Source organism: Acinetobacter sp. FDAARGOS_558 (assembly GCF_003937785.1).
Classification (GTDB): domain Bacteria; phylum Pseudomonadota; class Gammaproteobacteria; order Pseudomonadales; family Moraxellaceae; genus Acinetobacter; species Acinetobacter baumannii.
Map to the genome: position 1 here is coordinate 956,858 of NZ_RKJH01000001.1, position 24,718 is coordinate 981,575.

Here is a 24,718-nt window from a genome sequence, read left to right on the forward strand (position 1 = left end):
CAGTAATTTAGTTTCTACCGTTTTTTTATTTTCAAAGAAGAGGTCAAAGATGAATACTTTAAATATTAATGATATTAAAAAACATGCAGACGTTATTGCTTCTTGTGGCACCAAAGTAGGAACTGTCGATCATCTTGAAGGTGAAAATCAGTTAAAACTCACCAAAGATGAAAATGATCAACATCATCTTATCCCTACTTCTTGGATTGGGGAGGTAAAAGAAGATCAAGTCATTTTAAATAAAAACTCAGAAGAAGTTAAAGAAAACTGGCAAGCGATTTAAACGTCTTTGCTCAGTTAGCTTTTAACTCTTTATATTATTATAAAAACCCAACTACAATTAAAATAAAATAATTAGAATTAAAAAAATAAAAAGCTCCTTTTTATTAAGGAGCTTTTTATTTGTATCATTAAAAATTAATTTAATATTTTATAAATTACTCTGATTGATCGCAACCGAACGGGTTGCTTTACGCTTTCGGGTCACAAACAAACCGCAAACCACCACACCTAAGGTTACACCTAAAGATAGAGTCGTTTCATAACTATAGGCTGGTGAGAAGAACATATAAGCCAATACACTTAAAATAATGATAATCACAAACCAAGTCAGCCATGGGAATAACCACATTTTAAATGGAATTTCCGCTCCAGCCGCTTCTAGCTTATGTCTTAAACGTAGTTGTGAAAACGCAATAACCAAGTACACGAGCAAAGCAATTGACCCTGTGCTTGAGAGCAATAAGCCAAAAACTTTTCCTGGAAATACATAGTTAATGACACAGCACACTAAACCAATAAAAGTTGAGGAAAACACCGCAATTGCAGGTACACCGGCATAGTTCACTTTAGTGACTGCCTGCGGTGCTTCATTGCGTGTTCCCAAACGAAATAACATACGAGAAGAGGTATAAATTGCCGCATTCATACAGCTCGCCACGGCGATAAATACGACCGTATCAATAATAAGTTTAGTGCCCGGTACGTTTAAGCTCATTAAAACATATTGGAATGTCCCATACTTTTGTAAGTCCGGTGAACGCCAATCGACAAGTGAAACCGCAATAAACATTGAGACCACGAAAAAAAGAATAATACGGTACAACACCAAATTGGTGGCACGTCTAATTTTCTGTTTAGGGTTAGATGACTCTGCTGCGGCAATCGAGACAATTTCCACACCAAAGAATGAAAATGCCGTAATTAAAATGGCAGCTAAAATGCCTCCCATCCCGTGCGGCATAAAACCAGCGTTGTTGTATAAATTGGCAACACCACTGACATTTTTAGCTAAAGGCCAAATACCTGAAATTGCCAAAATACCAATAATAATGAACCCAATAATGGCAACGACTTTGACTAAAGAGAACCAGAACTCAAACTCACCAAAACTTTTGGTACTAAAAAAGTTGGCCAAGCTTAAGAACACAATAAAACAGAACGCATAGATAGAAACTGAAACGTTCGGAAACCACGAATGTAAAATTTCAGCACCTGCGATGGCTTCTACCGGAATCGCAAGTACCCAAAACCACCAATATAACCAACCAATGGTAAAGCCTGCCCACGGGCCAATGGCTTTACGGGCATAGGTAGAAAATGAACCAGTGTCCGGCTCTAAAACGGCCATTTCACCTAACATGCGCATCACCAGAAACACCATAATGCTGGTAATCAGGTATGCAAGAATCACTGCGGGGCCTGCTTTGGCAATTGCAGAAGATGAACCGACAAATAAACCAGCACCAATAACACCGCCAATACTAATCATTGTGATATGGCGATTTGAGAGTCCTTCGCCTAATTTTTTTGTTCTATCATTATTCATATTTCATTCCTTAAAAATATATCCATAAAAACAATCTATTACATTTCAAAATCCTACAGTCATGAAAAAAGGGAAAACGGCTGTTTTCCCTAATAATAAAAATTAATTTAAAGTTGGCATTGAAAATTGTTTTGCTTCACGGACTTGAGCAGATGGCCAACGCTGTGTAATGGTTTTACGGCGTGTGTAAAAACGGACACCATCTGGGCCATACGCATGTAAATCACCAAACAGTGAACGCTTCCAGCCACCAAAGCTATGATAAGCCACAGGTACTGGTAAAGGCACATTAATACCCACCATACCGACTTGAATATGACTGCTAAAATAGCGTGCTGCCTCACCGTCACGGGTATAGATACAAGTACCGTTACCATATTCATGGTCATTAATGAGTTGCATCGCTTCTTGCATGGTATTTACACGCATAACTTGCAACACAGGACCAAAAATCTCTTGCTGGTAACTGGTCATGTTTGGTGTGACTTGATCAATTAAAGTTGGCCCAACAAAGAAACCTTTTTCATAGCCTGCCGGTTTTGCATCGCGGCCATCGACCACAATTTTTGCGCCTTGCTGCTCTGCACTTTGAATATAGGCTTGTACTTTGTCTTTATGTGCTTGGGTAATAAGTGGCCCAAAGTCGTTGCTTGCATCTGCATAGTGGCCGAACTTCAATTTTTTCATTTCTTGAGTCAGCTTATCAATCACAACATCGGCAACTTCATCGCCAATGGCAACCGCAACCGAAAGTGCCATACAACGTTCGCCAGAAGAGCCAAAAGCTGCACCTAACAATGAAGTCACTACGTTATCAATATCGGCATCAGGCATAATAATCGCGTGGTTTTTTGCACCGCCTAATGCTTGGCAACGTTTACCCGTTGAAGTCGCTGTACGGTAAATATATTCAGCAATTGGTGTTGAACCCACAAAGCTGACTGCCTGAATGCGAGGATGATGCAATAAGGCATCTACCGCCTCTTTGTCACCATTCACCACATTAAACACGCCGTCAGGTAAACCTGCCTGTTTTAAAAGTTCAGCAAGGAATAAAACCACAGAAGGTGCTTTTTCAGAAGGTTTTAAAATAAAGCAGTTTCCGCAAACCAGTGCCATTGGGAACATCCACAACGCCACCATAGCTGGGAAGTTAAATGGTGTAATTCCAGCCACAACACCTAGCGGTTGAAACTCACTCCATGAGTCGATATCTGGTCCGACATTTTTTGAATATTCCCCTTTTAAAAGCTCTGGTGCACCGCAAGCGTATTCAACATTTTCAATACCACGTTGCAGTTCGCCTTGAGCATCATGAGAAATTTTACCGTGCTCTTGCCCAATCAAAGCGCAAATCTTTTCGGCATTTTGCTCTAATAATTGTTTGAACTTAAACATGACACGTGCACGTTTAATGACTGGTGTATCACGCCATGCAGGAAATGCTTGCTCGGCTGCCTGAACTGCTTCATTTACCGTTTGCGCATCTGCAATTTCAACTTCTTTACTAATTTCACCCGTCGCAGGATTGTAAACTGGCTGTTTTCTTGCCGTTTTAGATACAATTCTTCCTTGAATGAAATGCCCTAGCACTTTTTTGGCTTGTTCACTATGCGTACTATTTTCAGTTGAAACTTCGTCATAGCTAAAATCTTCTAGGCCATTTGTCATTGTTGTCACTCCTTACTACAATTAGTTTTCAGATCAAACTGTATTTTTCATTTAGATTTTGAAGATGGGTCTGTTAACATTACAGACTTCGGTAAAATACCTAATAAAGCTTAATTCACTTGATAAAGCGCATCGCCTACAGCATTCATTAAGCGGTCAATATCTGCTTCTGTACTGTTAAACATTGGACCGAACTGAAGCGTGTCACCACCAAAGCGGACATAGAAACCTTCTTTCCAGAGTTTCATACCAAGCTCAAAGCCTCGGATGGTGGTATCGCCATCACGCGGAGCTAACTGTAAAGCACCAATCAAGCCACAGTTACGAATGTCTAAAATGTGCGGTGCGCCTTTTAAACCATGCAGCATTTTTTCAAAACTTGGTGCCAACGCCGCCGATTGAGCCAACAGGTTTTTCTTCTCTAAAATTTCAAGCGCAGCTAAAGCGGCAGCACAAGCAACTGGATGTGCCGAATAGGTATAGCCGTGAGTAAATTCAATGGCATGCTCTGGTAAGTCTTGTTGCATAAAGGCAGAATAAATTTCATGGCTTGCCACCACTCCACCTAAAGGAATGGCACCATTGGTCACCTGTTTCGCAAAGTTCAAAATATCTGGTGTTACCCCAAAATATTCTGCCGCCGTCCACGTTCCTAAACGCCCAAAACCTGTAATCACCTCATCAAAAATTAACAAGATGTCATGCTGATCACAGATCTCTCTTAAACGTTGTAAATAGCCTGTTGGCGGCACAATACAACCTGCAGAACCGGAAATAGGCTCCACAATGACAGCTGCAATATTTGAAGCATCGTGCAGCTCAATTAACTTAAGCATTTCATTAGCAAGTTCTACCCCCCCTGTTTCTGCACAGCCTTTGGTAAAAGTTAAATTGGGCTGCAAGGTATGCGGTAAATGGTCTACATCCATAAGTTGTCCAAACATTTTACGGTTGCCGCCAATCCCACCTAAACTTGTCCCTGCAACGTTCACACCATGATAGCCACGGGCACGACCAATCAATTTGGTTTTACTTGGTTTGCCTTTAATGCGCCAATAGGCACGTGCCATTTTTATAGACGTATCCGCCGACTCTGAACCTGAGTTGGTAAAGAAAACGTGTTGTAGTTTTTCAGGCATATGCTGAACAATTTTATCTGCCAACTTAAAAGACAGTGGATGTCCAAACTGGAACGCTGGTGAGTAGTCGAGCTGACCTAACTGAGCGCTCACCGCTTGTTGAATTTCGGGCAAGGTATGACCTGCACCACACGTCCATAAGCCTGAAAGTGAATCGAATATTTCACGGCCAGAATCATCAATCAGATAAGACCCTTTGGCACCCACAATCATACGTGGGTCTTTAGCAAAGTTTCGGTTTGCTGAAAAAGGCATCCAGTGCGCCTGATAATTTATGTGCATATTATTATTAGTTTGAACCGCATCCAAAGTATGTTCTGAGTCGCTAAATTTATCCGTATCAAACATAACCATTCCTGTTTATTTTCAAATTATGGTTTGAGTGTACATAGCGAGATAAGTTTGATAAATTCAAATTATCTTGAGTTTAGATTTAAAAAAACAAAACTAAATGAAACCTAAAAAATTAAATCAAGTCACTGATTTTGATATAAAACTTCTCAAAATATTTAAAACGGTTTGCGACTGTCATAGCTTTACATCTGCAGAAAGTATTTTAGGTATTAGCCGCTCTGCAATTAGTTTGCATATGAGTGATTTAGAAAATCGTCTGGGCATTCGGCTGTGCCAACGTGGCCGTGCCGGCTTTGCCCTGACCGATGAAGGACGGGAAATTTTAGAATATATTGAAGTACTCACAGCAGCCATTGAAGACTTCCGTTCTAAAGTCAATCAAATGCATAACCGTCTTAAGGGTGAGTTTAATATCGGCATTATTAACAACCTTGTGACTATGCCTAGAGGCTATATCACCAACACCTTGACACAACTTGCCGAGGAACATGCCGAGGTTATTATTAATATCAGTATGAGCACCCTTTCAGATATTGAATGCCGTGTACTTGATAACCGTTTGCACGCAGGTGTTATCCCCCTTGTTACGCCTTTGTCTGGTTTAGACTATTTCGATTTATATAGTGAAAGTTCATTTTTATATTGCGGCAAAAATCATCCTTTATTTAACCAATGTAGCAACATTCATTTAAATGAATTAAAAAAATGGCAAGCCATTCTTCCTAATTATGCGATTACCTCGGAAGCAGCCAAGTTGCATCAGCTTTTAGATTGTAAAGCGACCGCAAGTGACCGCGAAGGTATTGCCTTTCTCATTTTAACCGGAAAATTTTTAGGCTTTTTACCCGACCACTATGCAAAAAAATGGGTTGAAGACGGTATTATGCAGCCTGTTTTAAAAGATAAAATGCACTACAGCACCCCTATATGCTTAATTACTCATAAGGGTAAAAATCACAATAATATTTTAAAAACCTTTATGGAAATGCTTGAGAAGCGAATAGCTAACAATTAAAGGTAGGTACTGATATTGAAATAAAAAGCTCCACAAAAGGAGCTTTTAAAGTTAATTGATCTTTAAAATACTCAATAAAAAGTAATCTAATACTTTATTTCCTTCATGCGCATCGTTCTTGTCTAAACACTGAATAATTGTGCCCTCCACCATATATAAAAATAGTTTGGCATCGGTAAAAGATACATCGGTTTTAAGCAATCTAAGCTGACTATAAATTTCATTTTTTAGCCATATTCTATAGCGCACGGCGGTTTGATAAGCGTTGGGATAGCTATTTTTAATCTCGAAAATGGCTTTAAATAATAAGTAATACGGCCCTTCTACATCGGTATGTAAGTCATAAAGCTTTTTAAGTTTATCTATTGCGGGAGGGCTTAAGTCATATTCGACCATTGCGACCACTTGCTCTTGGAGCTTTTCTTTTTGCACCACAAGGCAAATTTCAATAAGCCGTTCTTTAGAATGAAAATAATTATAAAAAGTCGCTTTTGTAATCTCTGATTCTTTCACTATTCTGTCGACGCCAATAAGGTGAAATCCACGGTGATGAAACAGATCAATTGCTTTATTTACAACGTATAAGGCACGTGTTGGGAGAACTAAATTTCGCATAATTTTACCGTTATAAATTCTTGTTGTTTGTAAATGAGATACTTTTTTGGGAGAAAAAAAGGCACAGCAAAGCCATAAAGACTGTGCTTGGCACATCTCACATTTTGTGGTTACTAAGTTTTAAATAAAAATGACTTTGAGCGTGAAAACCTTAGGGTAATCAAGCTGCTTTAAATTTTTAAGCTGTGTCGTTATAGCTTTTGGCTTCGAGAGCCAAGAAACAATGGATGTGCAAAGCCAACTCCTTTTTATTGGGAGTTCTGCCAGACATTAAAATTATGGTGGCAGAACGAAAAGGGGTTGACGGACTGGTCATAGAGCCAGCACACCCGAAGGTGTCCCCCTCCCGTTCCGCCGCAGAGGGGGCACGAGGGGCTAAGCATTAAAAGTAAAACCTTTAATGCTTCTATGATACGGTCCGTCAAAACCGACTGGCGATGTAGGCCAGCACGCAAAGGATAATAGTCACTCTATTTATCGTCAAGCACAAAAAGTGACAACTGTTTTAAAATAAAACAGACAAAGTATTTGATAAATCAGTGGGTTTTTTGAGGTGAGCTGATATGAGTGACCTATAAAAAATAGGAAGTTAATCCCTCCTATTTTTTTATGCATTTTTATTTACAGGTAAATACTGCTTGACCTGAATAACGTTCGCCTTTTGCAGAAAGCTGATTTGTATAGCTTGCGATAAGTAGAACTTCTTTATTTAAACCTTGGCCCACTTGCACAAGAAATTGTCCATTTGAATTTATACTTGACGTAGGATCAATCGTTGTTGCGCCAGTAATAATGCCTGAATTTGTAGCAAAGTCAGCTTTTTGGCCTGGACTATACGTTGCAGTGTTTGTACTTCTGCCATTCGTTGTTGTAATACTGATTTTAAAAGTAGCTTTTCCATCGGCTAAAAGTTCAAACTCTGCTGTACCAGCAGTAGAGGTTGCTAAATTTGGTAAAGTCGATGATGAACCGTCGCCCCAATTGGTCAGATAAGGCTTAGTAAATGCGCTAACCTCACAGGTCTTTTTACCCACAGAAGTCGCGCCTTGGGTATATGCGTTATAAACAGCATATGTCCAATATAAGTTTTGCGATTTCTGTAAAACGTCTTGGCTTGAAAGCGTTCCATCAGATTTATATTGTTTGGCCGTTCCGTATGACCAACGCCCTAACGCAAAATTTTGATTACCCGCAATATCTTTAACTGCTATTTTATCTCCAGTTAACTCATAGTTCTCAAACTTGGTATAGCTTCCATCGTTATTTTGTACTGCTCTATTTGCATCCATTTTACCTAATGTGAAACCATTAAAAGGTATTAGCATCATGCTTGCCGTTGCTGTCGGAACAAATGCTGCAGTCACAGTACCTGAGCTATTACTTCTGTCCGTTTGCTCTTGACTATTTGAACCCGTATTAGGTGTTTGCGGCGCACTCCAAGTTCCACCATCACTCCCAGAACCACCACAAGCAGTTAATGCCAATCCCATTGCAATAGAGACCAATGTTTTATTAACTAAAGTCATTTTGTTTTCCTTTATAGTTACTTTTGAAGTATATAAAACTAGATATTTTAAAGTTCCGAAAATAAGTATTTACGACTGAAAAAATCAATCGATTCGACTTATACCGAGTAGTATATTTTATAAAACTAAAGAAACATATCGAAAATGATGACTGTAAAATATAAACCTTACTCAAAACTGATTAGACTGCCCTACTTAGTTTTTTATCTGTGAAAAACCTTATTTAGAATTTTTTCATCTCAATTTAAAAATCAGGATAAATAACGAGAAAATTGCTCTTTCACGATAATTGATTCTAATGGTAGATGGACCTCATTAGGATAATTTTTAATTCCATCAATCAAGAAAAAGCCTAACTCTAGAGCATATTTTTTCCAGTTTTCCTCTAAATAGCAAAACTCCACGTACTCAAACCAATTCTCTATTACCATGACTAGATCATGTCTAAAATTAATAAAATCATTTAAGGCATTACTTTTATCAGTTATAAATCCTTTAAAATAACAAAATTCAGTTTCATCATTAATATATTTGAAAACTACCTCTTCTAACTCATTCAGTACCTTACTAGACATTTCATTCACTATTTATACATCGTGTAGTTATGAAAAATCCAACTTCTTTGGCATTCCATCAAGTCTTTGGACAGAACCGTCTAAGGTACTTTCTAGTGTAACTTCAATTTCATATTTATGAACGTAATAGTCAATAACTTTATATAGTTCCTCATAACTATCATCTTCTGAAACAGAAATAGACCATACTAATTTGCTAGGATCTCGACTACACACGATGGTATTATATTTAAATTTATTACCTTTCTTTCCTTTTAATATAGCAATATTATTTACATCTTCCCATTTAAGGTTTCTTTTTCTTAAAAATAAGGTTCTATAATGTCCACCATGGTTGTCAATATAAATTGGAAATACTGAAGACAGGCCTGAAAGCATCATAAAAAACCATCCAACCAAAACCACTAATAAAACAATTGTTTCAAAATTAAAATCAATCATTATATCAGAAAAACCTGTTAGATAGATTTTTCTTAAAACAAAAAACAAACCTACAAAACCAATTACTGAAGCTAAAAATACTCCAATTCTGTCAGAATCTTTATAAATATATGAGGGTACAGAATAATCTAAATTATTCATTATTATTTTCCTCCTTCTTTATTATTCTGACTAGCTTTTTTAGGTGCTACCTTTTGAATTTTTTCTGCTGCAGTACCAACTACAGCGGAATTTATACTTACAACCTTTTGAATTTTACCACCAACACCCGCCGCAGTAACTGCCGCTTCACCACTGATTGCAGGTACTAATGCGCCAACAACTGCAGATTTAGGTACATCTTTCTTTAAAGGATCATTATTGACATAATTATTAATCACAGTTCCCCCTGCACCACTCGCACCACCCATACCAATCGTAGTTGCTCCTTTTGCCATTCCTATTGCTAATGGATCATAACCACCCTTTTTAAGTGTACTTTCAACTTTTCCAACTACTTTCTCATTAACTCTCCCTCCTACAACCCCTACTGCTGCTCCTATCCCTACACTTTGAGCATCACCGCCAGATACATAACCAGCTGCCGCACCACCTATTGCTCCAATAATTTCACCAGAATACTTTCCTAAACTTGAAATACTACCTCCACTTGTTAATTGTAATCCTGTTAAGAAAGTCGGCGCCAGCTCATAGATAAATTCATTGCCTTTTATATAATCGACAGGGACTATAGAAGATTGTGGTAAATTCTTCAATAAACCTAAATCTTGATTTCGTTCAGCATTCAAAGCTGCTTGGTATTGAGCTGGACTGTCTTTAAACGCATATGAAGCAATTGTTGCTTGCAAGTCTTTTTTCTGTTGCTGGCATGCAGAAGATTGTGGATTTGTACGACAAGTTTCTAGAATTTTTACATCCGTGATTTGATCTTTAGAGTCAAGTAATTTTACTGTTAACTCTGCCTGTCTAATTTCATCAGGACTACATTTATTAGTCCTATTACAATTAGCAAGCTTTGTCTTTGCTTGCTCTTTAGTTAAAGCTTCTTTATATGTTAAGTAATTATTCTCCACCGCATTCTGCGCAACTTGCCCACTCTGAACTATAGAAACAATATCACCCGTCGTTGCTCCAACTGCACTACCCGCTAAACCTACAATAGAACTAATTGTAGATTTCTGATCTGCTGTGAGGTCTTTGGCATCATTTATTTCTATAGCTTTACTAAAAACATTAGTAACGACCTTACCTCCCACTACTCCAAGTGCCGCCTCTCCTGCTGCCACAGCTAAATCAGCGAGCGTAATAGGTGTAATTCACGCTTTGTCGGCTACTGTTTTTCTGTGGCTTAGTTCAGTGTGTTCTAGGGAAATCTTGACATCAAGGCTGAAATATTTCTATTTTATTCAACAATATAGCCTTCATCACACAAAGCTTTTGGTATACTATCAAACAGATACAACTCATCTCCTAAATTAATAAATACCTTACTTCGTTTATTAAAAAACTCCAATTCAAAACCGACATTATTTTCCTCAAATATGATATTTTTAATATTACCCAATCTTATTCCAACAATCTCATTAAATTCCTTTTTATTACTAATATTAATTACTTTTAAAAAACCATACTCTCCCATGTCTACCTCTTCAAGCACAGGGTTATCAATATTGATTTTCAGACCAATACCTACTTCATCACATTCTATTAAAATCTTTCTTCCCTCGAAATTTAATAAAACCTTCAGAATATTATTTTCCTCCAAATCTTCAGCGTTTATGTTGTTTTCGACATATACTAAACCTAACACATCTTTTAGTAATCTTCCCTTTAGAAAATCTAAATTTTTCATTATTTAGCTCCATTTAATGCTTGCTTAACTGAAGGATTATTAATCCCATTTCTCAATATAGTAACAAAAGTTCCGTCAGGTTTAGTTACAACGACATCTTGGCCTTTTATTCTGAATTGGACCGCGCCTCTTGTATTCATTGGACCTTGTCCTGCAAATGTTCCTCTTACAACTTTATCAGGATGTCTTGCAATATTTTCAATTTGAGCTAATACATATTCTCTATCAGTTGCATTAGCTGGATTTCGGCCAAAATCACTAACATGCTTTCCTAATTTTTTTCCTATTTGTTTATTGTCATATTTAAAATCTCGTTCATTATCATCTTTGTTAGGAGGCATACCTGTTGCAGAATTCCCAGATGTTGAAGGTAATGGTTTTGGGGTAGTTTTTTTATTCTTGTCATCGGACTGTTCATTTAAAATTGCAACTCCAACTGCACCTAATACATTTACTGTCGCACTAGCGCAAGCCGGGCTTCTTGCACATGCCGCTGCAGCCATCGCTAACCCTTCTCCAGCTGCCAAAACAAGAGGATAATAAGTGTCTGTTCTATCCGTTCTTTGACTTTGTGCAAGTTCTGTCAAGAAATTTTCAAATATTACTTGATCTTCTGGGCTAAGTTTTTGGATTTCTTGTTGTGCTTGTTTGGCTATAGCTAGTGTCTGTTTAGCACCCTCTATTGCCTGTCCTGTGACTTCCAGCGCCTTTACAATATTATCAACTGTAATGCCTGCTTCCTGACGGTTGGCATCAAAGTTCTTCGTTACGTCCATCTGCAAATTAATTTCACTTTGAACTTTATCCTTATCAAAGTTGTTTTGCAGTGCTCCACTATTCTCACGTGCTGTATCTGTAGTTACAGACGTCAATATCTCAGATTTAATCTGTCCGGCAGTTTTACCTGTTAACGCTTGCTGACCTTGTTCATCTCGAATTGTAATGTTTTGGGTATTAATACCACTCTTGGTCACACTACTGTCTTTATCACTGTCTAGGCCAAACCCAACAGATTTACTTACTCCTACTGTTGTTGAAGCATGTTGATCAATTTTGTTTGGTGTCGAAAGTACCGTGCCAGGTTCTTTGTTACCTGCCGTACCACTTTTTCCGGCATTAAAACCACCACCTACAGAAATGCCCTTAGCATCATATTCAGTCACATTTTGAATGTTAGAAGACGTTAAAGTACCTGTATCTAGGCTATTTTTCTTCAGGTTTTCCGCAGTCTGAGTCGAGGTAATAATTGCACCTTTCAAGTCAGTGTTTTTATTCACCTTAATCTGGTAACCGTCATCGCCTGCAAATACACCTGACTGCTCATTTACAGATGCATAATTCGCATCTACATTAGACTTGCTAAAGCTTCCAGATACATTACCTCCACTAAAACCTACACTTACCTGTGCTGACATATTCTGTTGTTTGCTCTTATATGTCGCTTTGTCCTGTAAGCTTTCAACATTTAAGTTATCGGCTTCAATCTGTACACCTTTACCTTGTACTTGTCCGCCAATAATATTCGTCGTTTTTCCGCTTGTTATCGTGGTTAGGCTATCTTTAGAACCCACATGGCTATTCACATAACTTGTGTCGGTACCATTACCCTTACCTTTACCCAAGTTGCCGCCAGCCGTTACACCAAAGCCTGTTTTATTACTTACAGTAACTCCGGCATTCCAGCCTGCACTTTCATTTTTACTTTCTTCAATATGGTTCTGTTCGGCTGCTTTAATATTGACATTGTTGTCGGCAGCCAAGCGTGTACCTTGTTGCCCCAATACGTCTGAACCAACAATATTAATATTCGATTGATCCCCTGCACCTGTGGCAACAATGGTTGTCGTTCCGCCAGCATTGACCTGACTTTGACTCGCCGTGGTACTTTGTGAATGGCTTGTTTCAGTATTTTTCTGTTCACCATAAGTCAGACTAACACCAACTTCTACACCACCATTGAGTGAACCTGCATTTGATAATGCACCTTGTAATGAACTTAAAGCCTGTCCAGCCTTATAAGCATCAAAGCCAGCATTGGCTGCTGCCATTGCATTCACACGATCATTCTTGCTTTGACCAACCTGCTTAGCAGACTCCGCTACACTTTGTACAGCCGAGACTACGGGAACATTTACTGCAAGTGTTAAACCTTTCTGTTGCATCTCATGCTTATAATCACTTGTGCTTTGTTCTTTAGCAGCTTCAATATTGACTTGTTGCGCCAATATATTCACATCGCCTTTCTGTGATGAAACGGTACTTCCCGTTTGCTGATAGGTCTTACCCGCTACAATATTGGTATTACCGTTTAAGCTACCCACCTGAGAAGCACTATTAGTAAGCTGTTGCTCGGTTTTTAAAGTAGTTTCTTGTTTTTTACCTAAACTAAAACCAATGCCACCCGTGGACATAAGACCAGAGTTTTTAACAACACTATTAGTTTGACTGTTGTATTGGTTCTGAGCTCCCTCAATATTTGCATTGTCTTTGGCTTGAATCTGCGTCAACTCATCAGAAACAATATTGCTGCCACGGACATTGATATTTCCTGCATCCAATAGCACTTTTTTGCCTTCAACAATGCTACCGACCGCAATATCTGAACTACGATGGCTAAAGTCACTTGTCGTAGAGCTACTCAGTTTACCTTTCTTACTAAAGCTTGACTGATCTTGTTGATCAAGTTTGTTTCGGCCCTCTTCAATCTGTAGCCGCTCTTTAGCCTGTAACGCAGTTAGGCCTTCTGAACTACTGATTTGTGAACCATGAATCTGAATATTATTGCCTTGTAAGCTTAAATCACCTTGGCTCTTAATCTGGCTGCCGACTTCGACTTGTCGTGTATCTAAATGATAAGCTTTTGAGCTACCCACCACATTGTTGGTCACTTCCGTATTCAGGCTACCGACTTTAAGGTCACCGCCCGTACGGATAATACTTCGTCCACCGCTGTTATTCTGGATATTTGCAGCCAATATACGAGTGTCACCACCAACGTTCATCACCAAGGTTGGCTGATCACTCAACGCTTGCTGTTGTGCTGAACCGATATAAAGACCAGCAATACGATCTATTCCTGTCCAGCTATAGTTACTTTGGCCTAATGCATTTTGGCTGCTCTGTGTGGTTGACTGAATATTCAGGTTACCTTTTACCTGCAAATTCATGGCTTGATCGGCCTGAATCATACCACCAATATTATTTAAATCTTTTTCAGTACTAATGCTAACTACACCACCACGGATGTTTCCAGCAAGGTTGTTTAAATTTTGGCTATTAATTTGAACCACTTGTCGTCCAGCAATTGTTCCCGCATTGGTCAAATCTTTACTTAAATTGAGCTGAATACTATCGGCACTAATTAAAGTTCCATCGCCTTTTAAGTCACCTACACGCGCTTTAACATAAACTTGCGGGACTAAAGCTTTGGTTTTTGTACCATCTGGTAGGGTAGTTTCTTTTTCTACCAACCAAACAATATCGCTGCTTAATTGCGCCATTTGTTCTGGAGTGAGTGCAATACCAGGGCGTAAGTTGTACTGTTTTGCATAGCTCAGCCCATTATTCATGAGCGCTTTATATTGCTCCTCATCAGAACCATATCCTTGTAAGAAACGGTAACCAGTCAGTTGAGCAACTTGGTCCTGTACCATACGTTGTTCATAGTAACCATCACCCAATCTTTTTTGTTGAAGTGCTGGGTCAAGTCCCAATGCATTCAACATATAATCCGAAGATAACCAGTTGCGATAGTTACTAAACGCTGGATCTGTTTCAACAAGGTAGTTAGCACGGCTGTCTGGATTTTTACTATACAACGCATTATTTGGGACTTTAACGTTAGCGTTGTTGGTACGAATCTCGAAACCACTACCATCAATCTGTGTTGTTTGCCCCTGAACAGAGGCAGCCTTAGTATCAGTGTTTTGAATTTGATCGACTGCACGATTACTCATGGCTTTATGATCGGTAGTGTTTGCCCCAACTACGCCTTTAAGCTGTGCCTGACCTGTTTTAATTTCATTTGATTGAATACGATCTGTTTGAGCTGTAGTTTGTTGAACAGTTTCTGTTTGATTAACCTGTGTATTTTGCTGACCAATAATATTGGAGTCATGGTTTTGACTAAGTGCCTGTTCAGTCAAATTGTCTTTATTGACTTGCTGGGTTTGGTCTTGCACTTTAACAGGGGTCGCACTGGTTGGATTTTCATAGATAAATAAATCCACCCCTTTGGTAACATCTGCTGGGTTATAAGCTTGTTCAGCAGAAGCCCAGACTCTATCGTGCCCCTTGCCCCCATAACTTCCATAACTCGGCGTTACCGTTCCTGTTTCATGCGTAATTTTAGGACCTTTGGCATCGACATTGTGAATTGCGTTTGCATCTCCAATCAGCTTTTGACCCACCATAATTTGGCTTTTGTCATTATTAATTGTGCCTGTGAAACTTAAATTTCCTCCAGCACTGATCACAGCTGGTGCTGACTCATCTGCTACAGTCGTAGTCGTAGTTTGGGTACTTTTCACATTTTCATAATGGTCAGTACTGTAGAGCTGTCCGTTATAAACGACATAGCCTTTAAACATGTTGCCGGCTGAGCTATCGTCATAGTTATTTACAATGAAGAAATAACCATCAGGACGACTTAAATAATCCTGCATCGTTGCGTTGTCATAGGAAGTCACAAGTTGTTGTGCAGGCTTTAATTTAGTAAATAAATCTGGATTCTGGCTATAGATTTCCTGAGTAATTAAGGACTGAGGACCAGGGTTATACCATCCGGCACGCGAATCTGAAATATACATATTCCAGTAATCCAGTTGCTCTGTGGTCTGCTGTTGTTTGGTTGTAAAAAACACATTCTGGTTATTAACAATATCAGCATTCAAGTCGATATTGCCATTCGCATTAATTACAGAACTTCGGTTATTGACTTGCTGAGCAGTTCCTTGAGCATGCCACTGTGAGTCAAGCGAACCTCCTATACGCAAGTCTCCCATGGCAATAATTTGCGAACCACTTTGATGATTTAGATTATTTTCCAGATTATTTAAAACCTGTACGCCCAGATCCAGATCACCTCTTGAGGCAATGACTGGCGCTAAACCCTTGAGGCTTTGGTTATTTAAAGTATTCGCCTGAATTGCAATATGGTCACCATAAATACGTCCGGCAATATTATTGAGTTGGCCTGCCTTAACATATGTATTTGAACCATTAATGAGTCCATAATTATTGAGCACGCCTACAGATTCAAGTTGAGTTTGCTGGCTTTCCAAACTGCCATCTACAGCATTTTCAATTGTATTTGCTGAAATAGATAACTGTCCGTTGCTTTTGATTGCACCATGATTGGTAACTTTTCCCTTAGAGCTAAGGTTTAAATTTCCCTGTGCCTGCAACTGACCTTGAGCATCTTGTACATAATCATCATTGAGCTGAAGATTTAACTGTCCCTGACTTAAGACCTTACCGTCGCCTGTTAAACCTTTGGCCAGAATATTTAAACCTGCAGTTGATGAGCCTTCTTCACCTGCAATAATAGTCCCTTGCTGATTGTTTACGATTAGACGGTTATTATCTTGCTGACCTTGTATTGTTAATTGATCAAGACTACTAATTAAGCCTTTGGTGTTATTTAAATTATCTAAAATATTTAAATTAAGTTGCTGCTCAGCAGAGATTCGTCCAGCACTATTATTTAAAGTACTAGCAGCTATTTCTATTTGCCCTGCCTGAATACCTTGGTTCTGGTCATTGTTTGAATTATCAATATTTTGACTAATAATTTTGACTTGCTTTGCAGCACTAATGAAGCCCTGCTGACTATTATCGAGTTGGCTTCCGCTCATCAGGCCTGTATTGAGGCTAATGTTTTGGTTAGCACTGATTTTGCCTTTCTGATTATTAATCGTACCTGCTTGTCCAACACTGTCGATCAGTAAGTCTTGTCCACTGGCTAACAAGCCCGCATTACTGTTATTCACCTTAGGCGCTTGAATGGTTAATCCATTTCCAGCAATGACCTGACCTTGTTCATTATTTAATTCGGACGTTTGTAATAAGACTTGTCCTAAAGATTGAATACCTTGGGCCAACTCTGGCAAGGTAGCATTTAAATAGGTTTGTCGGTTATCAATCAGTTGCACGGCGTTTATACCAAGATCACCCTGTGCAGTGATTAGACCTTGCTGATTGTTCAGACTATTGGTACTAATCTGTAATGTATTACCGCTATTAATCTGTCCATTTTGGTTATTCAGGCTCTGCTGGTGAGTATCAATCTGAATTTTGCTTTGATCACCTTTAGTACTACTAATCAAGCCTTGTAGACTATTATCAAGGCCCTGTACATCGAGGTTAATCGCTTGATTCGCCTGAATCTTACCACTCTGATTATTCAATGCTTGCTGAGTCGTCTGGATATTTACGCCCGCATCTACCGACCCAATTTGACCCGCTTGGTTATTCAAAGCAGCACTTTGAATCATTAATTGTTGTTGTGCTGCAATTAATCCCGCTTGGTTACTTAAGGTGTTTTGGCTATTAAACTGAGCATTTTTGGCAGCAAGAATTTGTCCCTGATCATTCAAAATGTCTTGAGCTTTTATATTTAGATCACCACTGGAATGAATATTTCCAGACTGGTTATCGAGTCGTGATGCTGTGTTGAGGTTAAGACCTGCTGTGCCTGCGGTCACAATACTGCCCGTATTGTTTTTTAACGCACCAGCCTGAATTTCAAGATTATGATTTGTCTGAATCTTGCCATTACTATTGTTTAGAAGGTTTTTAACAATTAATTGGTTAACAATATTGTCTTGTGTTCCAGCCTCAACAATTTGACCTGCTTGATTACTAAGCTGCTGTGTATTGATGTTAAAGCCATTGAAGCTAAGTAGCGTTCCAGCATCATTGTTTAACTCAGAACTATTCGTTTGCAAACTACCAGCAGTTTTGATATTGCCCTGATTATTATTGAGCGTATTAGCTATAGCGAGTATAAGTTGGCTGTCTGCTGTACCAGATTGGATGAGACCATTCTGGTTATTTAAATTATTGGCATTTATTTGTAGTTTTTGGCCTAGACTGTCAATTTGCCCGTTTTGATTGCTTAAATCACCCGTCAACAAAATTTGAGTATCATCTAAACCTGTTTGCTGGATATGTCCTGACTGGTTATTTAAGTCTTTTGCATTAATTTGAACTTTATTCGCCTTTAAATTGGCTTGTTGAGTATCTAGCGTATCTGGAGTGGTTAAATTGAGTTGCTGTGCGGCCTGTATAGAACTTTGTTGAGCGCTCAATTGACCAGATTTACTGTTGAGCGAAATATTTTTTGCTTGAACAAGACTTTGGTTTAAGACATGGTTAGCGGCCTGACTACTTAAATCACCGCCCGCGATGAGTTGCCCCTGCGCATTTATAGCACCTGTAGCATCAATGTTAAGATTACCCTGATTTGCTAATGAACCATCTGATGTTAAACCAGCAATAATGCTCCCTGCAGAAGTCTGGGACAGTGTCGCCGTTTGTATATTTAAGTTATTTTGAGCAGCTAACTGTCCAGCATTTTTAAGATTTTGAGCAACTTTGAGTTGTTGATTTTGACCCGCATAAATCAGACCACTATTGTCTAATAACCCAGTCTGAACATCTATATTTTGTGCTGCCTGAATAATACCAGCCGATTTACCCTGCTCAACACGACCATTAATCAACTGATTATTAATATTGAGTGATACATCACCAGTTTTAGCAGCAATTACTCCTGAACTATTGTCTAAGTTTGATGCAGAGAGCTTAATATCCTTCGCTTGTATCTGCCCAGACTGGTTATTAATTAACTGATCTGTTGTAAGCTCAAGCGTATTAGAACTAATTATATTTCCTTGTTGGTTGCTTATTCCTTTTCCAGTTTTCAATGAAAGTTGGCCTTCACTCACAATGTTACCCAAATCATTTTGAATATCGTTTTGGCTGACAATATTTAACTGTACTGGTTGTGAAGATGAACCATTTTGGGTGACTAAGATATTCCCATTTTGGTTACTAAGCGAACCTGTTTGAATGTCTAAGCTATGGTTACTTTGTAATACACTTCCTTGATGTTGGTAGTCACCATTTACACGAATTGAACTTTGACCATTTACCGCACTAAACAACATTTCACCATTACGGTCAGTAAATTGGTTGGCTTGAATATTGGCTTGAGTAGCAGACACTTTTGATTGGTCTAATAGTGCTTGATCGGTCGTAAGTTTAAGTGCGCCATTAGTTCTCAATTCAGCCTTTTGCGCATGGATATTTTGTATATCCATATTTAAGCCAGCTTGGCCCGAATGCAGGATCACACCAGAGTCACTATTGAGTCCCTGTGCTTGAATATTTAACTGATTTGCATTTGTGAGAATACGGCCTTGCTGGTTATTAATGACTCCCTGAATAGTTAAATTCAGGTCATCTGATGCAGTGTGCTGAATCAAACCTTGTTGGTTATTAATATCTTTCCCAATGTTCAAATTCAATTTTTTCGCAAGAATTTGACCACCCTGGTTAATCAGACTTTGCTGGTTTTGTACTGCATTTAATTGGATAGTGTCAGCCTGCAACATACCAGACTGATTATTTATATCTCCATCACGAGCTGTAATATTTATATTTTGAGCTGCTGCAGTTCCTTGTGATAAATCTACATTTGCCCCATCTAAATCAATATTATGGCTTGCCAGTAGTTTTCCGTGATGCTCAAGTGCCTGCTCTGTTTTAATATTTAAATCCGCTTGAGCATTTTGATCTTGCTCACCTTGAGCATTGATACCAACCGCAATAACACTTTTTTCATCACTAACAAGACGCTGACTCGTTAAATCAATATTACCGTAGGCTGAAAGAACACCTCCTTGCTGTGTCATAACACTTGTATTATTAATTTTTAATTGTTGATCAGCACGAATATAGCCCTGATTGGTGAGTTGTTGACTATCAATTTGCAGATTTTCATGACTAGATAACGTACCGTTGACTGCATTATTTAAAGATCCAGTTTGAATTTTTAAACTTTGGTCAGCATAAATCGTTCCTGAACCATTATTTAAAGCCTGATCTTTGTTTTGAATCGTAATATTTTTTGCAGAAATTTCACCTTGGTCGTTATCTAAACCAAAAAGCGAACTATCCAAGTTATTATTAGTGACTATTTTTCCTTTCTGGTTATTCAAATGACCTGAAAGATTAAGTTTTAATAATTGTTCAGCTTCCAGATCACCCCCACTGTTATTTAGGCCCAATCCCTGTAAATAAAGTTCAGACGAACTCGCGATCTGCCCCGCTTGATTTAGAATGTTTCCGCTCGAGATCATACTAATATTATTCAAGGCATTAATTTTACCGCCCTGATTATCAATCGACTGGCTATTTACATCTAAAGAAGTGAGTGATTGCAGTAATCCTTGTTGGTTACTAAAACTTGAGGTTTGAATATCAGCACTTTTAACTGTGAGCTCACCTTGGTTGTTATTAAAGCTATTCCCTTTAATATGAATAGCACCCAGATTAAGTTGACCGCCTTGGTTATCTAGACCATTTTGGCTGTCTAAATCTACACCACCATTGGCAATGATCGCCCCTTGGTCATTATTTAGTTGTTCCTTAACATGAATATAACCTTGATCATAAGTTTTTGGGGTCGTATCTATTGGAGTAGCAACTTCTAAACTTCCGCCATCTTTGGATGGATCAGTTGGAACTGTCGGAACACTGCCACCTGTCGACCCGCCACTACCACCACCTGTGGTATTTTTAGCAATTCCGATTTTACCACCAAGGTTTGTCATTGAACCTGACTTTAAATCAAGTCCTTGCAAACCTGTTTGTTCGATAGAACCACTATTTTTTAGACTACCCGCATCAATAACAAGGCGAGCAGCATTCAATGTGCCACTATTACTTAAACTATTTTGTTGATTAAGACGTAACTCATCAGCACTACTGATTAAACCAGAGTTATCTAGACTTTGACTTTCAATAGAAATTTGTGAAGTTGCGCTACTGACATTACCAGTATTTTTAGTATTTTGAGCTTTCAGCTGTACCTGATCTTGATTCGCGATCAAGTTACCATTATTGACCAAATCACCATTTGCATTCAGCGTAAGCGTACTTTGAGTACTATTTATCGTACCTGCGTTACGTACACCTAACCCTTGCTCTGTTCCCACCAAAAAGATTTTTCCAGCATACATGCCACCCAATTGGCCTACATCTAAAGCAAAGTTTGGCGGAGGTGTGGTAGTAGCTGCTGTCGTTGCCGTGATTTGAGGAGCTACTTGGTCTTTGACTTGAATATCATTTTGTCCAAGTACAGTATTGAGTTCATTTGCATACAAGCCTGCATTTACTTTTAAAGCACGCGCATAAATATCCGTATAAGGGGTTAAACTTCCGTTTAAGCCTTTACCTTCAATCGTAACCTGACCTTCACGAACTCGGAATGATTCAAGATAACCTTGGTTCATTACCGCTTGACCCGTGGTTAAAGTAAAACGGTCTGCGTTAATCACACCACAGCCATCACAGATCAAACCAGATGGATTCGCAATAACAACTTGTGCTTGTTTTCCGGCAACTTCAATATAGCCTTTGAGTTGACTTGGATTATTACTATTCACTTCATTCAAAATAACTTTGGCTTCGCCTTTTGCAAGCCATGGGTTACCTTGTACCCAGCCTCCTAACTGAGTTTGGGTGTTATTTCGTGAATTATTTAAAATGGCACCTTCTTGACCAACATCAAATTGTGTATAGGTATTCCGCGAAACACCACCCGCACTTGGTGTCTGAATATTGACCTGAGTTGTTCCATTTGCGCTATTTAAAATAGTCGGTTGCTGCGATGTAGGCGCACCTTTATCGGCAATAATCTGAGTTTCAGCCACACTGCTCATTGGTAAGCTAATTACCAATGCTCCCAAACAACCAATTACAGCAAAATTAAGTGGATTTAGTTTTTTATAATGAATAGGTAGAACCGAATCTATAGTCGAATCTGTTCCCACTTGTCCCTGACTTTGCCCTGCTTGCTTAGTTTTACTTTTTACAATTTCAGCAACAGCAATAAACATACCGCGAGCATGGCTAAAAATAATACGATAACGGTTCTTATTCATTCTAAAATCTCACTAAATCTTTTTTTAATAAAGTTGATTAAGTTCTGGACCTTTAAACTTGAATTAATAGGTCCAATTCACGCTAAATCCAGTCGTGTAATCATCTGTTTCGAAGTGATCTGGCTTTTTCAAAGGCGCACCCACAAAAGCGTCATAATTCAAACGCAAGGGAGTAATTTGTCCACGCAACCCAATAACTGCACCTAATAAACTCGTGCCTGGTAAAGGATTCGGATAATGTGCAGTTTTTCCACCAACCTCTCCGTAATCGATACCTGCATACCAAGAGTGTGGCTTATTCATAATTGAGCCACTCAGTTCATTGCGAACTAAAAAACCATTATCAGCCAATAAAGTTTGCTCGCCATCAAAACCTCTTACGGTATAACGGTTTCCAATTGAAAATCTGTCTTGAGGAGTTAAAGGTTGATTGCTGTGCTGAGTACGCCATTCAGCTAAATATTGCAGATTTTGCTGACCCACTTTAAAAGGCACTTGTAAACTGGCATTGGCCTGTAGAATCCCGACATGTGTATAAGCTTCACCAAAGTCTTCTTCTGGTGCCCTCATTGCATTCAACCAACCTGTACCACGTTTATAAGTCACATTGCCGCTTAAAGTGGCATTAGAAAAATATTCGGTATGATCAAGACTTGCTTTCCAGCCTGCAGTCTTACGGCGCTGTACTTCTACTTCGACATCATTAATATAGTTTTGTGATTCACGATACCATCCACCAAAACCTACAGCAGTTTTACGGTGAGCATCTCGATAAATAATTCGAGACAAATCTGCATTAATGAGTTCGCTTTTACCGCTGTATTGATAAGTTTCAGTGCTTCCAGCGACTGTTTGTAAATAGTTAGAACGGCTATAACTGGTTGAAAATAACCAATAATCAAATGGAATGGTATAACTTGCATAAAAGCCATCTGTACCATGTTTACCAGAACCATTGCTACCTAAATCATGGTTATAACTGATATAAAATAAATCATTTAAAGTTAACACATGGTCAAGTGACAAGGTCGCTGTACCTTGGTATTTTCCAGTAGCATCAGAACCTGAATCATCAATCCCCACATGTAAGCGATAAGGTTTAGCTTGTTGCCATGCAAGAATCACATCACTATAACCCGGTTCATTTTTTTGTTCTGCTGGCTGGATTTTAAAGTCAGCTTCAACCGTTGGCACTCGTTTAAAGTTTTCTAAACCTTGCTCCATATCACGAATATTTAACAGCTCACCCGACTTCATCGGTAAAGCATTCCACAAATGTGCACGTTTAGAAGTACCATCAGCGAACTTAATCTGATCCACTCGTCCTGGAATAACACGAACACGCACCGTACCGGATGCAATATTTTGCTGAGGAAGCAAAACTCGTGTTGTTACATAACCGTTTGCTATAATTTTATTTTGTACAAGATCAAGGGCTTGGTTTAGTCCATTTACCCCTAAACATCTTCCAATAATATTGTTCTTGCCAGTAGTAATTACATTAAAATCTGATATGAATTGATGGGCTTCTTCACCTTCTAAAAGTATTTTTTTAATTTCAAAACAAGGTGTTTCACTGTTAGAACGTAAATATTGTAATTGCTGAGCTGAAATCTTATTTTGTTCTTGCCCTAGATTAACGTTTACATCTGGTTGAATTTGTTTTTCTAAAGCACTATCACGTTGCTGTTGTCGAATAGTTTGGTCAGCCTGAATTCTCTGACGAATAGGATCATCCGAGTCCGCAGCAAAACTTAGGCCCCCCGTTAGTGATAAGCAGATGAATAAGACACTTTTATTAAATTTGTTATAGTTCAACATATAAAATTAAACCGTGATTAATATCAACTTAATTTTATTTTAACAAAACCTTAACAAAGTGGAAGCATTTTTTATACAGATTTGTCTGTATGTAAAATAAATCTTATTTTCTTAAATCTTACTTTTATAAGATATTAGTTTTAAATCACAATTTATTTATAAAAATCAGCTAGACATAAAAAAAGCTCCCGTAACAGGAGCTTTTTTGAATCTTGGCAGAGGATCAAGGACTCGAACCTTGACGAACGGTTTTGGAGACCGTCATGCTACCATTACACCAATCCTCTATAGACAATTAAACCATTCAGATTTAATCATAAAAAAAGCAAGATCATCGTCTTGCTTCTTTCTATGGTGGGGGCGAAGAGACTCGAACTCTTACACCTTGCGGCGCTGGAACCTAAATCCAGTGCGTCTACCAATTTCGCCACGCCCCCATCTGGGACATTTATTTAAAATAAATGTGGCAGAGGATCAAGGACTCGAACCTTGACGAACGGTTTTGGAGACCGTCATGCTACCATTACACCAATCCTCTTCCGAGATCTAGATGTCTTAACATCTAGATCAAACTTTAAGACTTAACTTAAAGTGGTGGGGGCGAAGAGACTCGAACTCTTACACCTTGCGGCGCTGGAACCTAAATCCAGTGCGTCTACCAATTTCGCCACGCCCCCGATGGCTGTGTATATTAGCGATAAGATCTAACA

At 38.7% G+C, this 24,718-nt stretch carries 11 protein-coding genes, 4 tRNA genes and 2 pseudogenes; 2 read left to right on the forward strand and 15 right to left on the reverse strand.

What is annotated here, in order from left to right:
- Positions 1 to 49: 49 nt before the first annotated feature.
- Positions 50 to 283 (forward strand): DUF2171 domain-containing protein, encoded by a 234-nt coding sequence (locus EGT34_RS04665; RefSeq protein ID WP_001094391.1) that lies wholly within the window; start codon positions 50 to 52, stop codon positions 281 to 283.
- A 147-nt stretch (positions 284 to 430) separates the two neighbouring features.
- On the opposite strand, the gene EGT34_RS04670 is transcribed toward EGT34_RS04665, so the two are convergent.
- The 3 genes from EGT34_RS04670 to EGT34_RS04680 all read right to left on the reverse strand — a co-directional run bounded on the left by EGT34_RS04670 (position 431) and on the right by EGT34_RS04680 (position 4,992).
- Complete coding sequence (locus EGT34_RS04670) at positions 431 to 1,828, reverse strand: amino acid permease (RefSeq protein WP_001058164.1); 1,398 nt, start codon at positions 1,826 to 1,828, stop codon at positions 431 to 433.
- A gap of 102 nt (positions 1,829 to 1,930) precedes the next feature.
- Complete coding sequence (locus EGT34_RS04675) at positions 1,931 to 3,499, reverse strand: CoA-acylating methylmalonate-semialdehyde dehydrogenase (protein WP_000181277.1); 1,569 nt, start codon at positions 3,497 to 3,499, stop codon at positions 1,931 to 1,933.
- Between the two features lie 110 nt (positions 3,500 to 3,609).
- Positions 3,610 to 4,992 (reverse strand): aspartate aminotransferase family protein, encoded by a 1,383-nt coding sequence (locus EGT34_RS04680; RefSeq protein WP_086241996.1) that lies wholly within the window; start codon positions 4,990 to 4,992, stop codon positions 3,610 to 3,612.
- Positions 4,993 to 5,089: 97 nt separating this feature from the next.
- Between EGT34_RS04680 and EGT34_RS04685 the strand changes: the two genes are divergently transcribed.
- Positions 5,090 to 6,007, forward strand: a complete 918-nt coding sequence (locus tag EGT34_RS04685; RefSeq protein WP_000802860.1) for a LysR family transcriptional regulator — start codon at positions 5,090 to 5,092, stop codon at positions 6,005 to 6,007.
- A 51-nt stretch (positions 6,008 to 6,058) separates the two neighbouring features.
- On the opposite strand, the gene EGT34_RS04690 is transcribed toward EGT34_RS04685, so the two are convergent.
- From EGT34_RS04690 to EGT34_RS04745, 12 genes and pseudogenes are all read right to left on the reverse strand, one after another.
- Complete coding sequence (locus tag EGT34_RS04690) at positions 6,059 to 6,622, reverse strand: TetR/AcrR family transcriptional regulator (protein ID WP_024432201.1); 564 nt, start codon at positions 6,620 to 6,622, stop codon at positions 6,059 to 6,061.
- A gap of 617 nt (positions 6,623 to 7,239) precedes the next feature.
- Entirely contained in the window at positions 7,240 to 8,148 is a 909-nt protein-coding gene (locus EGT34_RS04695; RefSeq protein WP_000177070.1) for a hypothetical protein, read from the reverse strand.
- A 251-nt stretch (positions 8,149 to 8,399) separates the two neighbouring features.
- Positions 8,400 to 8,723 (reverse strand): hypothetical protein, encoded by a 324-nt coding sequence (locus EGT34_RS21225; protein ID WP_000096172.1) that lies wholly within the window; start codon positions 8,721 to 8,723, stop codon positions 8,400 to 8,402.
- 27 nt (positions 8,724 to 8,750) lie between these two features.
- Positions 8,751 to 9,305 carry a hypothetical protein gene (locus EGT34_RS04705; protein ID WP_001061008.1) on the reverse strand — a complete coding sequence of 185 codons (555 nt, stop codon included), beginning with the start codon at positions 9,303 to 9,305 and terminating at the stop codon, positions 8,751 to 8,753.
- Positions 9,306 to 9,307: 2 nt separating this feature from the next.
- A pseudogene (locus tag EGT34_RS04710) lies at positions 9,308 to 10,309 on the reverse strand (DUF6862 domain-containing protein); the annotation flags it as partial.
- 257 nt (positions 10,310 to 10,566) lie between these two features.
- Complete coding sequence (locus EGT34_RS04715; RefSeq protein WP_000792642.1) at positions 10,567 to 11,016, reverse strand: hypothetical protein; 450 nt, start codon at positions 11,014 to 11,016, stop codon at positions 10,567 to 10,569.
- 629 nt (positions 11,017 to 11,645) lie between these two features.
- Positions 11,646 to 22,187, reverse strand: a pseudogene (locus EGT34_RS04720) (hemagglutinin repeat-containing protein); the annotation flags it as partial.
- 63 nt (positions 22,188 to 22,250) lie between these two features.
- Positions 22,251 to 24,008, reverse strand: a complete 1,758-nt coding sequence (locus tag EGT34_RS04725; RefSeq protein WP_024437189.1) for a ShlB/FhaC/HecB family hemolysin secretion/activation protein — start codon at positions 24,006 to 24,008, stop codon at positions 22,251 to 22,253.
- Between the two features lie 213 nt (positions 24,009 to 24,221).
- Positions 24,222 to 24,295, reverse strand: a tRNA-Trp gene (locus EGT34_RS04730).
- Between the two features lie 65 nt (positions 24,296 to 24,360).
- Positions 24,361 to 24,445: transfer RNA gene (locus EGT34_RS04735), tRNA-Leu, on the reverse strand.
- A gap of 27 nt (positions 24,446 to 24,472) precedes the next feature.
- Positions 24,473 to 24,546 (reverse strand) — tRNA-Trp (locus EGT34_RS04740).
- A gap of 54 nt (positions 24,547 to 24,600) precedes the next feature.
- Positions 24,601 to 24,685: transfer RNA gene (locus EGT34_RS04745), tRNA-Leu, on the reverse strand.
- Positions 24,686 to 24,718 lie beyond the last annotated feature (33 nt).